We start from the raw sequence: 14,321 nt of genomic DNA, 5'->3' as shown, positions 1-14,321 counted from the left end.
CTCATGCGCAAAATCTTGTCCCGACTGTTTTTCGCCAGCCTTAGTCTGGCAGCAATGCCTGGTCACGCGGCGATGGCCGCAGATGCCCCTGTCAACACTGCTGATCTGGTCAATCAGGTCATGCAGACTGAACGCGCGTTTGCGAAAAGCATGGAAACACGTGACCACCAGGCTTTCAGCCAGTTCCTGTCAGAAGAAACGGTATTCTTTTCCACTAAAAAAGTATTGCATGGAAAACAGGAAGTCGCCGCCGCCTGGAAACGCTTTTATGAAGGGCCCGCCGCACCTTTTTCCTGGGCACCGGAAACCGTCGAAGTGTTGAATTCTGGTCAATTAGCCCTGAGTACAGGGCCGGTCAAAGACCCGCAGGGAAAAATCGTCGCTACCTTCACTTCCATCTGGCGTCAGGAAAGCCCTGGCGTCTGGCGCATCATCTTTGACAAGGGCAACGATGTCTGCGACTGCGCCAAACCTTGACCAATATGCGAAAAATCGGCATTTACCTACAATAAACGATGAAAATCTGGCATAAAACCCACAATTTGGCGTAGTTGCAACTATTGTTGCAAAAAACTGTTGTACCATGTGCAATATATAACTTACAGGCTGATGGTACAGGGATGACTATACTGAATGCGGGTTACTTGGCAAGTGGCTTAAACACCAAACTAAACACCAAACTAAATACCAAGCGGGTGAAGACGCCGGACCTTAAGGGATGAGCGGCCTGGCGAGAACAAAAAATCCAATGACAGGGTCTGTCATCAAGAAACGGGTATCATGACTGATATTCATACACAGTTCATTGAGCTTTCCCAACTGCGCACAGGGATGTTTGTGTATCTTGACGTCGGCTGGATGGATCACCCTTTTCCCGTTTCTAATTTCAAAATCAGCAATCAGTCGCAAATTGACACCATACGTTCGCTGGGTCTGGAACGTATCCGTTATGCACCGGACAAAAGTACGCCTGAAGCCGACGCCGGCAAGACCGATTTGAAAGCGTCTGCACCACATCCGCAAGAAAGTGCGGCCAGCCACGCCTCCAGGCTAAGGCGGGAATTGCTGGCCAGCCAGCAAGCCAGCCTGCAGGTATGCGAGCGACAATTCTCCCATGCAGCCCAGACCTTCAAACATGTCACAGAAATCGCCCATGCCCAGCCGGTTACGGCCAGGGAACTGACCGAACAATTGATACAAGGCTTCCTGGGAGAAATCCTGGGTGAAGATGAAGCCGCCATCCGCCTGCTGTCAGAAAAAGCGGGCGAGAAAACCTCACTGCATTCCATCAATGTAACCGTGATTTCCCTGTTGCTGGGGCGGGCACTGCATCTGAGCAAGGCCGACATGCTGGACCTGGGTATCGGTGCCATCCTGCACGACATCGGCAAGATAGAATTGCCGGACCGCCTGCGCTGGCAAGATGAACATTTCAATCACGCCGAAAACCAGCTCTACCATGACCATGTCATGCACGGCCTGAATCTCGCCCGCAAAATGGGTCTGTCGCCCAACGCCATGCTACTGATTGGACAGCATCATGAATATGCCGATGGCAGCGGCTATCCGCGCCATGTCATGGGCGACAAAATCAGCCCCATCAGCCGCATCGTGGCGCTTGTCAATCTGTACGACAATTTGTGCAACCCCGCCAACCCGGCACTGGCAGTGACGCCGCATGAAGCCCTGTCGCAGATTTTTACCCAGCGCAAAGCGCAATTCCATCCGGCGACACTGACGGCCTTTATCCGCATGATGGGCATTTACCCACCGGGTTCGGTGGTGCAACTGACTGATGAAAGGTATGCCATGGTGGTATCGGTGAATTCTGCCCGTCCGATCAAACCCAAAGTGGTCATCCACAGCCCATCGGTACCACGCGATGAAGCCCTGGTCATCAATCTGGAACATGAAAGCACACTGTGCATACACCGCAGCCTGAAACCCTTGCAATTGCCGAAAGCTGCCTACGACTACCTGTCACCCCGCAAGCGCCTGTGTTATTTCTTTGAACGCGGCCTGGAAATGGGACCAGAGGCAGAAAGCGGGGCCGCATCGTGAAGGCCCATCAGTGGCAAGCCCTGATAGAAGGCATGCTGGAAGCCATACTGCTGGTCGACCCGATACAGTTGCGCATTGTCGCTGCCAACCGCGCCGTTCACCAATTGCTGAAAATGGCACCAGACAGCCTGGTCGGACGCGGCATCATAGACCTGGCGGCAGCACCGGAAGATGTATTTTTTTGGGAAGATGTCGCTGCTGGCCTGTCCGACAGCATCCATTCAGAAACCTTGTTGCAGCGTGCCGATGACAGCATCGTGCAGGTGGAAAGACGGGTCAGCCTGGTCAAGGTGGGCATGGATGGTTCCATCTATGTCGTCGCCATCCATGACCGCTCCAGCCAGAGACAGGTGGAAAATGAACTGGAAAAACTCATCGCCGAATTAAGGGCGACCCTGGAATCAACCGCAGACGGCATCCTGGTCACCGATCTCGACGGTGCCATCCGCAGCTATAACCACCTGTTTGCCGAACTGTGGGGCTTGCCCGATGACTTGCTGACACAACGCGATGACGATGCCATCTATGCGTGGATGGACAAATGCATGCTGGATGCCACCCACTATACCGAAAGACTGGGCACCATCACCCGCTCGCCGCTGATGGAAGCCACCGATGTACTGGTACTGCGTTCGGGCAAGATACTGGAGCGTGTCACCCTGCCGCAATATGCGCGGGGCCGCCCGATTGGTCGAGTCTATTCCTACCGCGATATTACCCAGAGGCTGGCCGATGAAGCGCGCCTGCAACTGGCCGCCAAGGTCTTTGAATCCAGCACCGATGCCATCTTCATCACCGATGCAGAACAAAAAATCATCACCACCAATCCCAGTTTCGAAAGGCTGAGCAGCTATAGCGAAGTGGAAATGGTGGGTAAGACACCAAAAGACTTCTTTGACGAAGAAGGCAATACCGAACAGGTGGAAAACCTGCTGAAAGAGCTGGAAAATCTCGGTTTCTGGGAAGGCGAATTGTGGATAAGGCGAAAGAATGGCCACGCCTATCTGTGCATGATTTCACTGGTCAAGGTGGTTGACATGCAGGGCAAGGCCCTGAACTACATTGGCTTTTTCAAGGACAGGACTGAAACCCATACCGCCAAGCAAAGAATCGAGGAACTCGCGTTTTCCGACGTGCTGACCGGTTTGCCCAACCGCTTGTTGCTGCAAGAACGCATCAAGCAATCCATCACCATTTCCAGCCGCAGCAACACCACGTTTGCCCTGCTGTATCTTGACCTTGATCATTTCAAGCAGATCAATGATTCGCTCGGCCATCCTTTTGGTGACCGCGTCTTGCAGCAAGTCACCGAAAGACTGAAAAAGTGCATACGCCAAGTGGATACGGCGTCACGCCTGGGCGGTGACGAATTTGTCTTGTTATTGCATGAAGCGAGTGCAGAAGGGGCAGAAATTTGTGCCAGGCGTGTGCTGGATGAATTGTCGGCCCCATTCTCCATGGATGGCATGAACTTCACTGTTACCTCCAGTATAGGGATTGCCCTCTACCCGGCTGATGGCAGCAGCATGGCTGACCTGATCAAGAATGCCGACAGCGCCATGTATTACGTCAAGGAACGTGGCCGTTCCGACTTCCGCTTTTACCAGCGCCAGATGAACATCGGCCTGCTGTCACGCATGAAGATGGACCATGCCATGCGTCAGGCCCTCGAACACAATCTGTTTCGCCTGCATTACCAACCACAGATAGAATTAAAAACCGGCAAGTTGCTGGGTGTTGAAGCTTTATTGCGCTGGACCGACAAGGACCTGGGTGAAGTCAGCCCCGCACAATTCATCCCCATCGCCGAAGAATCCGGGGTCATCGTCCCCATCGGCAACTGGGTCATGCAAACTGCTATCCGTCAGGCAGCGCTGTGGAATAAAGACGGCAAGCAGATCCGCATCGCCATCAATGTATCGGCGCTGCAATTCCAGCAAACCAATTTTGTGGAAAGCGTCGCCCTGGCCCTGCAGGAAAATGACTTGAAGCCGGAATGCATAGAACTGGAACTGACCGAGTCCATCCTGATACGGGATGCTGAAGAAGCCTTGAAAAGGCTGCAGTCCCTGGCGGAACTGGGCGTGAAACTGGCGATTGATGACTTTGGTACCGGCTATTCCAGTCTCAGTTACCTGAAACGCTTCCCTATCTACAAACTGAAAATTGACCGTTCGTTTATCGATGCCCTGCCCACCGATGAAAGCGATGTCGCCATCGTGACCGCCATTATCCATCTGGCCCAGGCATTGAAATTGCGCGTCCTGGCAGAAGGTGTGGAAACCGCACAGCAACGCGACTTCCTGCAGAACATGCATTGCGATGAAATGCAGGGTTATCTTTTTTCAGCTGCGGTATCGGCAGAAGAATTTGAAAAGCGCTATTTGTCCTGAGCAATGCACCCAAGGCCAGAACGTACTTTACAAAGGCGCCTTCCAGTAACGGGAATCATCACGGATTTCAGCAATTTGTTCTGACGTCAGGTCACTGCTGACCAGTTCACGGCTGTCCATGGCCATGCTGCCGACCTTCATGCTGGCTTTCAGCAGATAGGCATAACCGGTCATCAGGTCAGCTGTCACACCGTCACCATGCAGGTAGCGCAAGCCCATCTGGAACTGGGCGGTGGACAAACCCTGATTGGCTGCCAGGCTTTCCCACTGGGCGGCCAACTTACCATTCTTATCCACGCCTTCACCATCCTGATACGCCAGGGCCAGATGATGCTGGGCGCTGGCATTACCCTGCTGGGCTGCCTGCTGATACCAGAATACTGCTTCTTCGGGATTCACTTCGACGCCCTTGCCGGTCGCATACATATAACCGAGCGCCAGTTGGGCTGATGCCATGCCTTGCACTGCGGCACGGCGGAACAGACGGAATGCCTGTGCTTCGTCAGCTTCTTCACCTTCTCCCATCAGGTACATGACACCCAGATTCGCCTGCGCACCGGCATGCCCCTGATCGGCCGCCTGTTCCAGCCAATAAGCGGCTTCCTGGCGGTTTTGCATGCTCTCGTCACTATCCAGATACAGCAGGCCCAGCATATTCTGCGCCTGTGTGTCACCCAGCAAGGCCCAGCGACGGACTTGCATTTCATCATCAAAGTCATCATCACCCAGAGCGGATGCGCAAGACAGCATGACCGTCAATACTATCAACAGATGTCGCCACTTTTTCATCTCATCCTCACCTGTCATATCGCCTGAACCCAGATGCTACGCTCCTCATATTGCTGACGTGTTTCGCCACTGTTGGAATAGGTAACAAAATGTAGCCTGAATGCCCATGTTTGCGGCACACACCGGCAAACACAAGGTAAACTGGGGGTGATACCCCGCTTCAAACTATATTCAAGGATAGCCCACGTGACCGCCGCCAAAAAGCTCCGCATAGGATTGATCGCCAATCGCTCGCACCAGGATGCAACAAATTCTGCCCTGGTACAGCTACTGCATGGCGCTGGTCCGGCGCTCAGGCATTTGCAGGCAGAACTGGTGATTGTTGGCCGGACCCTGGATGCGATCATTTCCCATGGTCTGCTGGAAGCCTGCCCCAGCGTAGAACGTTTTCCCTATGGCAGGGAAGGTGGCTTGATGAAACTGGTGTCGCGCGTCGTCGATACTGATACGGCGCGGGCGGTGGACGCGGTGATTTACCTGATTGACCCGGTCGATCCTTCTTCGGTTTTTCCTGAAGCACAGGCGTTGAAACGCCAGTGCGTCATCCATCGCAAGCCCTTTCTGGCGACCCTGGCCAGTGCCCGCGAATGGTTGGAACTGGAAGCCACTGCAGCCGGGGCCAGCATGGATACCCGCCTGAATGGCAGCTTTCAACTGGAACAGGAAGGCATCGCCCTGATCGCCCATGATGCGATGAAGGAAAGCATGTTGGCCATGGCAGAGAAACATTTCCCCTTGCTGGACCGCTTTGCCTATCGTTATGCCACCGGCACCACCGGCGGTTTGTTGAACCGCCTGGCGCAACAGGTCAAGGGAGAAGAAGCCGGCAAGAACTGGACCCGTCCATTCTTGTCCGGCCCTTTGGGCGGCGATGCCCAACTGGCAGAACTGGTGCTGGACCGCCAGATACGTCGCATCCTGTTTCTGGAAGACCCGCATGTGGCACGTCAGCATGAAGCTGACATCCAGTTGCTGGAACGGGCGGCCCGCACCGTCACTGATTTTTCCCAGGTCATCAGTGAAGTCAGTGGTGCGGACCGCTGGCTCAGCTTGCTGACGCAAAGAGCCGCGATCTGAAACGATCAGGCTGCGGTTGCGCTTGCCGGATTTGCCGGGCCTGGACTGGTTGCGGTAGTGGCAGTAGTTGCAGCAGTAGCGGCGGCAGCATTCTGGCCTGACAAACGCTTCAGCCTTTCCAGCGTGCTTTCACCGGTATTGTCACCCTGGGCTACCGATTTACGGATAGCGTTAATCTCGGCAGCCTGATCCATCGGCTTTTGCGTAATATCGGCGACGATCCGCAAGCCTGCCGCTTCGTTGCTGACATTCTGGGCGCGTCGGGTCAGTGCATTCAAGGCGGTCGAATGACTTTGCATGCCAGACAGATTGCTCAACTGTTCCTGTCTTTCCACGCGCAATTGCTGCAGGTCTTTCTGGGCTTTTGCCGATGCCAGGTTTTGCAGGGCTTTTTTGGCCGCTGCATCAAATTCAGCCAGTTGATTAGAAAACGCATCAACGATTTTCTGCAATTCGTTCATGTATTCCTGGGCATCGGCTTCTTCCTGGATTTCCAGCGGCAGGCGGGTCTTGTTGGCTTCCAGTTCATCGCAAAACAGACTCACCGTTGCTTCAGAAATTTTACCCGCAGCCAGACGATCTGCCAGTGTTGCCGAGGCTTTTTCGTCGTTGGCGATCAAGTCACGCAGACGCACAACATCGGCGTGTTCCTTGTCGAAAGAAGCACGTGCTGCTGCCAGCTTTTGCGCCGTTTCACGCAGGGTGGCTGCCAGCCGGTCACGATCGGCTTCTGTTGCTGTTTCCGGATCAAAATTGGCGATGGCTTCCGATACTTTATCGCCTAAAGCACCAAAGTGTTTGGAAATCAGACGTGCGGTCAAGCCCCAGCCATTCAAGTTACTCATGTTACTTCCTTTCGGTGTGTGATGCGGTCAGTTTTGTGCTTCAGGTGTTGCGCTTCAGTGTTGTACTTCGGGTGTTGTGCTGCATTAAAACGGTGCTATTGCACCAGTAGCCTTTCCGCTTCCAGCGGCAAAGCAATCATGAAATCAACGTGGATGCTGCGCTGTGTGGCGTCACCATCCTTGCTGTGCAAAATCTCTGTGCTGATCAGCAATAATTCTGTCTGCCCGCCCTCTGCTGCCAGGCTGCGGCGATACGGCATGAAAACCACTTCCTGTTGCAGGCCATGCTGGCCACCAGCATCATCGATGCGGGTTTCCACACCTTTGACAGGTGCCACAAAATCCAGCCCCGGGTCACCAATATCGCGCTCATACAGCAGGCTGTCAGCATCGGCAAATGCAGCATCCAGGCTGGCCTCGTCCCACCCTATGTCGGTCAGTTGCTGGCGCCACAGGCTGTAACTGCGGTCACCCAGGCCCACCCCGTTTTCGCCGAGAAAGGCTTGCTGGTCTTCCACCGTCTCCGGTATCACGCGGGTCAGGTGGCTGCAATACAAAAGCTCTTGCAGTTGATCATCGGCATCGCAATACAACTGCAGGAATTTTTCACCCCCTTCTGCATCGGCATTCAGGTAATAGCGATACATCTTGCCGGCGATCGGCAACTGCACACGACTGATGGCCACGATGCGGGTCTCAGCTTCATCCGGCATGACGATCAACGAACCCTGGCTGATAGCGCGTATCAATGGTGTCTTCTGCACATTCACCACGCTGCCTATGCGCGCACCCAAGGGCAGGGCGGCATCCTGACGACCACTTTCTACATGCCTGTCTTGCGGGCTGTGCTGGTCAGCATCCTGCTTGCCGAGAATTTTTCCTACGTATTGGTATGCATCTTTCCAGGCCATGATATTAATTTCCTCCCAAACTGTAATTTGCTGTAGATGCTTGCTTGCGCACTGGTTTAACGACTCGCCAGATTTTGTAAGTGAGCCAGCCCAGGCCACCCAGGATCAGGCTCCATGCCGCCAAGCGCAGCAGTTTCCAGCCACTGCCTTCTTCCTGTACCGCACTGGCGCGCTGGGCAATCTGGGCACTCTGAGTATTCAGGGTCGGCAGACTGGCGCTAGCGTTATCGCCGACTGTGCTGCTTTGGCCAGCAATCGGTTCCAGTTGGCCGGAACGCGGTCCGGCAGATTCAGCAGCCGCCGGATGACTGATCATGCTGCCCAGCATGAAACCCATGAAAGCACCTGCCATACCGCCACCCATACCACTGCGTTGCACGATGATGGGCGCAGGCGCAGGACTGCTTACGATCACCGGTGCCGTCGGTACTGGTGTCACAGGTCTGTTCATGTTGCCCGCATTGCCATAGGCAAAACCGTTGTTGGTCGCGTTGTTACCAGCATTGCCCCCATTGCTGCCAAAGCTATTGTTGTTATTGCTGCCAGCGTTGTTGCCAGTACTGTTACCGGCATTCAGCGGCGGCGGTGATGCTGGCATAGTTGCCTGTTTGCGCGCATCCATGCTTTTCAGGGCGTTCGCCTGGGCCTGGTTTTTTTGCAGGTCACGGTTCATTACCGAATCAGAATTCCTGCTGCTTGCCGGCTTACTCGTATTAAAACTACCAAACGAGGTGCTCGATGATTTCGACGGTGCTGGCTTGCTGACATTTCTTTGCGAAGAGAAACCACCCTTGAAACCCGTAGACGAACCACCGGAACGTCCAGCTGCATTGACCGTATTGGCGATCAGGGGCAGAATCAGTGCCAACGTGATGATTAATTTGTGATAAAAATTGTTCATGGTCCTGGTCTATAGAAAAAAGATTAAGCTCTCTGTACAATCCCTCATCGCTTGATGGATGTCATCATAGTGAGCAAAATTGCAAAGTTCATCGGTAATAAATTAGGGAATTCACCATGACACGGAAATATTCGGATATGAACCAGCACGACGCCCTGTACAAAATAGCGCGCGCATATCCTGGTGGTTTGGAAGCGCTGGCAAGCCGCATGGGCGTGTCGGTGAATGTCTTGCGCAACAAACTGGCACCGGGCATAGAGTCGCATTACCCATCGTTTGAAGAACTTTCCGTGATCGTCGAACATTGCCACCAGGCCGGTGTCAAGGATGCCCACCTGCCCCTGCATGCCTTGCTCAGCCGGCATGGCATGGCTGCCTTTGCCATTCCAGAACCGGATCAGGTCAGTGAAGATGATTTGTCGCAAACCGTATGCCGCGTCATGAGTCGTGTTGGCGATGTGGCCGAAGCGGTATCAACCGCCCTGCTGGACGGCGTGATCACCGATGCCGAAGCCGACTTGATAGAAAGAGAATTCCAGAGTGCGCTGACCGTGCTGGGTGAATGGCGTGCACGCATTCGTGCCCATCATCGCCAGAGAGACTAGGGCGTGTTGACCTGACGGCAAGCAGGTCTGCGCTAAACGTGTAAACGTGTTTGCTCTTTAATATGGCAATTTATGCTACCTAAGCAAACATTTAGCAAGTCACCAATTTTGCCCAGCAGCATTTTCTCTGCTGCTTTACAATGGAGGTCTGCGTCAATCCCAAACTGCCACCATCATGTCCACTGAACCAACGAGCCAGCGGCCCTCATCCCTTACGGATTTGTATGTCTCTTTTACCCTGCTGGCATTGCAAGGATTTGGCGGTGTACTCGCCATCGTGCAGCGTGAACTGGTGGAACGAAAACGCTGGCTGACTGCAGAAGAATTTGTCGAAGACTGGGCCGTGGCGCAGATATTGCCGGGGCCGAACGTGGTTAATCTTTCGATGATGATAGGCCATCGTCACTTTGGTTTGCCGGGTGCCATGACGGCACTGGCCGGCATGTTGTCCATCCCGCTGCTGCTGGTACTGGTACTGGCGGTGATCTATGCCCAGTTTGCCCAGTACCCGAGCGTAGTCGGTGCCTTGCGCGGCATGAGTGCCGTCACTGCCGGCCTGATCATCGCCACCGCATTAAAACTGATACCGGCATTAAACAGTAACCCCATGGGCAGAAACATCGCGCTGGCTTTCAGTGCGGTTTGCTTTGTCGGCATCGCCCTGTTCCGCCTGCCGCTTGCGTATGTCTTGCTGGTGCTGGGCAGCATCGCCTGTACCCTGGTTTACCGGAGATTGAAATAATGCCGGATACCGCCCACACCGTCTTGCAGATTTCTCTGGACTGGAATGACTGGCTGCAGTTATTCATGCACTATATGATGCTGTCGCTGTTATCGATAGGTGGTGCCGTTTCCACACTGCCGGACATGCATCGCTATCTGGTGGCGCAACAGGGCTGGCTGACAGATGCCCAGTTCAATGCATCGGTATCCATAGCCCAGGCAGCACCCGGCCCGAATGTGCTGTTCATTGCCCTGATGGGCTGGAATGTGGGCATGAATGCCGGTGGCATGTGGACCGGTCTGCTGGGTGTGCTGGTCACCATGACCGGCATCCTGTTGCCCAGCACCACACTGACTTATATGGCGGCCAGCTGGGGCCACGCCAACCGTGAACTGCGCAGCGTGCGCGCATTCAAGTTGGGCATGGCTCCCATCGTCATTGGCCTGTTGCTGGCCACTGGCTGGATCATGGCCGCCTCGCATAACCAGGCGGTACAGGACTGGCCCTTGTGGCTGTTGACACTGGCTTGCGCCGTGGTGGTCTGGCGCACCCGCCTGCATCTGTTATGGCTGCTGGGTGCGGGTGCCATTCTGGGCTGGTTTGGCCTGATCTGAAATGGCACTGTGTTGTACTCATTCATCACACAAAACCCAGATTGCGTGCACTGACATTGTAGTTGACCAGGTTTGGTAACAGTGTCAGCAAATCACTGTCCGATACGCCCAGCCATTTGCCCAGCGTAGCCGCATACTGATCGACGGAAGTCGTCGGCAGCAAACGGCCCTGGCCCACATCGTCCGGCCCATTGTTTGCCACGATGGGCGCGGTACCATAATAGCGCTGGCCATTCACCGCACCACCCAGCATGAAATGCATGCTGCCCCAGCCATGGTCGGAACCATCATTATTACCACTCAGGGTGCGGCCAAAATCAGAAGCCGTAAAACTGGTAACCTTGTTGGCCACGCCCAGTTCCTGAGTCGCCGCATAAAACGAGGACAGGGCGTCGGCCACGCTGCTCAGCAAACCAGGGTGAGTGGATACCAGGCCGTCATGGGTATCGAAGCCACCCATCGATACAAAAAACACCTGGCGTTTTGCACCCAGCGCGCTGTTGCAGGAAATCATGCGCGCCACCATTTTCAATTGCTGGGCCAGATTATTGTTTTCATCAAATGAGGTGGTAATGGCCGGTGCGCCAGCCAGTGCCGATGTCAGCACACCATTCGCATCGATGGAACGTTTGCTGACGCGCGTATATTCATTTTCAAACAAATGCGTGCGGTTTTGCGTCACCAGGTTTTGCAAGGCTGCGGAACAGGCGGCCGAACCAAACAGCGGTGCCTGCAAGCCACTCAGCGGTACCGAACCATTGGTCGATACCTGATACTGTACCGCCGTCTTGCCCGATAAATACACCGCATTGCCAGACACATTGACACAGGTGAAGGTGGCATTGCCATTCCCGGACTGGAACAGGTCACCCATGCGGCCACCCCAGCCAGAGGTCGCCCCTTCGGGTGCGGATGACTGCCATACCGATTGCTGGTCATTGTGTGAAAACAGCTTGGGTGGCAAGGGCACGGTCTTATTGCTGTATTGCAGTTTGGTGGTGGGCTGTACCAGCGTGCCCACGTTCAGCAACACCCCCATCTTGCCGGCATTGAAAATCGGCAGCAAAGGCGCCAGTTCAGGTGCCAGTGCATACTGGTGGCTGACACCGGCACTATCCAGCGGTACCGCCCGCGGGTTCAATACCGTGCCACCCAGGCTGTCGCGGCTATACGCGAGAGTAGGGCGCAATTGATAATAGGCATTGTAATTGCTGCTGTCATACGGCACCAGGGTATTGCCATAATCATTGCCGCCATACAGAAAAACGCAGACTATGGCTTTGTAGTCATTGGCATTGGCGGCAGAAGCTTCGGCCATGGCAGCCAGGTTCAATGCCCATGGCGTAGCCACACCGGCTATCGACAAGGCGGAAGCGCGCTGTAAAAAAGCGCGGCGGGATGCATTCATCGTGGTTAAATTTTTCATGATGGATTCCGGTTATAGTCTGATTTATTTAGGACTTACGCAAAATTGTCCCAGCAAGGCGTAGCGACGAAGACAGTACGAATAGTACGGTTAGGAGCTGCAACGCAGCTGGGGCGGTTTTGCGTCAGTCCTATTCATTTAAGGACGATGAATTCCGGTGCCGCCAGCACCAAGGTCAATGCCGCATACACGCGCTGCTTGCGCCGGTTATCGGTACCCGCCGGCATGCTGTCAATTGCCGCGCGCAAGCTCAGCAAGGTATCGCTGCTCAACTCACCCGACGCCAGCACCAGGTTGATTTCATCCAGCAAGGCACCGGCGGTATCGGCCAATGGCAACAAGCCACTATAGTCGGCATCCACATCGCTGACGCCGTTGCTGACCGCACGCTGCATGTAATTGACATAGCCAACCACCGAGGATTCATTGGTGATCTGGAATTCTGGTGCCACCAAAGACGCGGCCGCAATCGCGCTGTTTGGCGGCACGTAACCGGGGCGGAAGAAATTGAATACCGAAGGTGAGCGCAGCGGGCTTTGTCCCAGCTTGGTCGCCGGGTCCGAGGTGTTGCCAATATTCCATATGTCATTGGCGGCCGTCGCCTTATAGGCACGCGCCCACCCCAGAAAGCGCAGCATGGGTTCACGCAGTTTGCCAAACTGCACATCGCTGAGGTTCAGGCTGTTGCGGGCCTCACTGTCCAGCAAGACGGCGCTGACCACGGCTTGCAAATTACCCCTGGTGCCAGTGCCATCGTTATCGAACACCGCCGCCACCCTGGCCACATACGCAGGCGCAGGATTGCTGGTCACCAGCCTTTGTATCAGTTGGCGGCTGATGAACGGTGCCACATTCGGATGCGCAAAAATAATATCCAGCGCCGCCTTCAGTGCATCTGCACCACTCAGTCCGGCAGGCACGGTGTTTTTCAAAAATGTCGAAGCCCCGGTTTCATGCCGGCTGGCGATTTGCAGCATAGGACGACGCATGAAATCCGGCGTATCCGCCTTGCCACCCGCCAGGTCAAAATCCCAGCCGGTGAAAATGCGGGCCAGACCGGTAATGTCGTCCAGCGTATAGGTTTCTATGGGCTTGCCATCGTCCAGGCGCGGCGTGCCGTCGATGTTCAGTTCAAGCAGGCCGATGCTGAACAACTGCATCAACTCACGCGCATAATTTTCATCGGGGAGCGCCCCGGTGACCGGGTTATATTTGGTATTGCCGCGAAAGGTCAGGTATTGCCCCATGGCCGGACTGGTAGACACCAGTTGCAGCAGATCGCGATAATTGCCAAAGCAATTGGTTTCCAGCATATCCAGCCAGGCCGCCGCAGAAAATGCTTTCCAACCGCCACCGATCAGGCCATCAATCGATATCACGATAATTTCCGACAAGGCCAGCGTGATGCGTTGGCGCAGAGTATCGGGTGAACTGATGAGCTTGCGCCAGGCCGTCGAATCAAAACCCGCCTGGGAATTGCGGTAGGTAGCGTCATTCAGCCCCTTGGATACCAGCCAATCCCAGCGGCTACCATTACCGGGCAGCTTGAACTGTTCTTCCAGCCAGCCGGCATAACCCAGCGCCTGGACCCGGGCAATCTGTTCGCGACTGGCCCCCAGGCTGGCCTGGGCCAGGAAGCGCGACGCCTCAGTGGCGGAAATACTGACAGAAGGGGCCGCTGACGGCGCGGGCGCAGGTGGCGCCCCAGCCACCTGGCCCGCCGCCGCATTCGCCGACGGACTGTCAGCACCACCACCACAGGCAGCCAGCAAGGCACTGGTCGCCAGGGCGGCAGCGGTCAGGGCCGCACTGGTTTTGCCATCCGGATCATTGTTCATGTCAACAAACCCGTCCTGATCCAGGTCGCGGTCAGTCTTCACACTTGTAAATTGCCCGTCCATGTTTTTGTCCCCGGTTGAAAATCAGGCTGGCTTGCGCAGGCTGACTTGACTGAATTCCAGATTTCAACATTAGA

The 14,321-nt window shown here is 55.0% G+C and carries 13 protein-coding genes; 7 read left to right on the top strand and 6 right to left on the bottom strand.

What is annotated here, in order from left to right; translation table 11 throughout:
• Nucleotides 1-3: 3 nt before the first annotated feature.
• The 3 genes from ACO0LM_RS17770 to ACO0LM_RS17760 all read left to right on the top strand — a co-directional run bounded on the left by ACO0LM_RS17770 (nucleotide 4) and on the right by ACO0LM_RS17760 (nucleotide 4,454).
• Complete coding sequence (locus tag ACO0LM_RS17770) at nucleotides 4-477, top strand: YybH family protein (protein WP_423038571.1); 474 nt, start codon at nucleotides 4-6, stop codon at nucleotides 475-477.
• A 303-nt stretch (nucleotides 478-780) separates the two neighbouring features.
• A complete protein-coding gene (locus ACO0LM_RS17765; RefSeq protein WP_423038570.1) occupies nucleotides 781-2,061 on the top strand; it encodes an HD-GYP domain-containing protein in 1,281 nt (426 codons plus the stop codon).
• Nucleotides 2,058-4,454 (top strand): sensor domain-containing protein, encoded by a 2,397-nt coding sequence (locus tag ACO0LM_RS17760; protein ID WP_423038569.1) that lies wholly within the window; start codon nucleotides 2,058-2,060, stop codon nucleotides 4,452-4,454. The genes ACO0LM_RS17765 and ACO0LM_RS17760 overlap by 4 nt, the downstream gene beginning before the upstream one ends.
• Nucleotides 4,455-4,481: 27 nt before the next feature.
• On the opposite strand, the gene ACO0LM_RS17755 is transcribed toward ACO0LM_RS17760, so the two are convergent.
• Nucleotides 4,482-5,243, bottom strand: a complete 762-nt coding sequence (locus tag ACO0LM_RS17755; RefSeq protein WP_423038568.1) for a tetratricopeptide repeat protein — start codon at nucleotides 5,241-5,243, stop codon at nucleotides 4,482-4,484.
• 186 nt (nucleotides 5,244-5,429) lie between these two features.
• Here ACO0LM_RS17755 and ACO0LM_RS17750 point away from each other — a divergent pair, with 186 nt between their 5' ends.
• Nucleotides 5,430-6,320 (top strand): methylglyoxal synthase, encoded by an 891-nt coding sequence (locus tag ACO0LM_RS17750; RefSeq protein ID WP_423038567.1) that lies wholly within the window; start codon nucleotides 5,430-5,432, stop codon nucleotides 6,318-6,320.
• Between the two features lie 5 nt (nucleotides 6,321-6,325).
• Here ACO0LM_RS17750 and ACO0LM_RS17745 read toward each other — a convergent pair whose 3' ends face one another.
• From ACO0LM_RS17745 to ACO0LM_RS17735, 3 genes are all read right to left on the bottom strand, one after another.
• On the bottom strand, nucleotides 6,326-7,165 hold the full coding sequence (locus ACO0LM_RS17745) for a hypothetical protein (protein WP_423038566.1): 840 nt from the start codon (nucleotides 7,163-7,165) through the stop codon (nucleotides 6,326-6,328).
• 95 nt (nucleotides 7,166-7,260) lie between these two features.
• The gene (locus tag ACO0LM_RS17740) at nucleotides 7,261-8,076 is read right to left on the bottom strand and encodes a DUF2491 family protein (RefSeq protein ID WP_423038565.1); all 816 of its coding nucleotides are present in this window, start codon (nucleotides 8,074-8,076) and stop codon (nucleotides 7,261-7,263) included.
• Nucleotides 8,077-8,080: 4 nt separating this feature from the next.
• On the bottom strand, nucleotides 8,081-8,977 hold the full coding sequence (locus tag ACO0LM_RS17735) for a hypothetical protein (RefSeq protein WP_423038564.1): 897 nt from the start codon (nucleotides 8,975-8,977) through the stop codon (nucleotides 8,081-8,083).
• Nucleotides 8,978-9,093: 116 nt separating this feature from the next.
• Here ACO0LM_RS17735 and ACO0LM_RS17730 point away from each other — a divergent pair, with 116 nt between their 5' ends.
• The 3 genes from ACO0LM_RS17730 (at nucleotide 9,094) to ACO0LM_RS17720 (ending at nucleotide 10,920) form a co-directional block, all read left to right on the top strand.
• A complete protein-coding gene (locus ACO0LM_RS17730) occupies nucleotides 9,094-9,582 on the top strand; it encodes a phage regulatory CII family protein (RefSeq protein WP_423038563.1) in 489 nt (162 codons plus the stop codon).
• A gap of 175 nt (nucleotides 9,583-9,757) precedes the next feature.
• Nucleotides 9,758-10,324 carry a chromate transporter gene (locus tag ACO0LM_RS17725; RefSeq protein WP_423038562.1) on the top strand — a complete coding sequence of 189 codons (567 nt, stop codon included), beginning with the start codon at nucleotides 9,758-9,760 and terminating at the stop codon, nucleotides 10,322-10,324.
• Entirely contained in the window at nucleotides 10,324-10,920 is a 597-nt protein-coding gene (locus ACO0LM_RS17720) for a chromate transporter (RefSeq protein WP_423038561.1), read from the top strand. Before ACO0LM_RS17725 ends, ACO0LM_RS17720 begins: the two co-directional genes overlap by 1 nt.
• Before the next feature lie 25 nt (nucleotides 10,921-10,945).
• Here ACO0LM_RS17720 and ACO0LM_RS17715 read toward each other — a convergent pair whose 3' ends face one another.
• Both ACO0LM_RS17715 and ACO0LM_RS17710 read right to left on the bottom strand, forming a co-directional pair.
• Nucleotides 10,946-12,346, bottom strand: coding sequence for a DUF1501 domain-containing protein (locus ACO0LM_RS17715; RefSeq protein ID WP_423038560.1), 1,401 nt, complete (start codon nucleotides 12,344-12,346; stop codon nucleotides 10,946-10,948).
• A gap of 134 nt (nucleotides 12,347-12,480) precedes the next feature.
• Nucleotides 12,481-14,247 (bottom strand): DUF1800 domain-containing protein, encoded by a 1,767-nt coding sequence (locus ACO0LM_RS17710; RefSeq protein ID WP_423038559.1) that lies wholly within the window; start codon nucleotides 14,245-14,247, stop codon nucleotides 12,481-12,483.
• Nucleotides 14,248-14,321: the final 74 nt, after the last annotated feature.

The organism is Undibacterium sp. Di26W (genome assembly GCF_049340265.1).
GTDB lineage: Bacteria > Pseudomonadota > Gammaproteobacteria > Burkholderiales > Burkholderiaceae_D > Undibacterium.
This window is presented reverse-complemented; position numbering and strand designations above follow the sequence as displayed.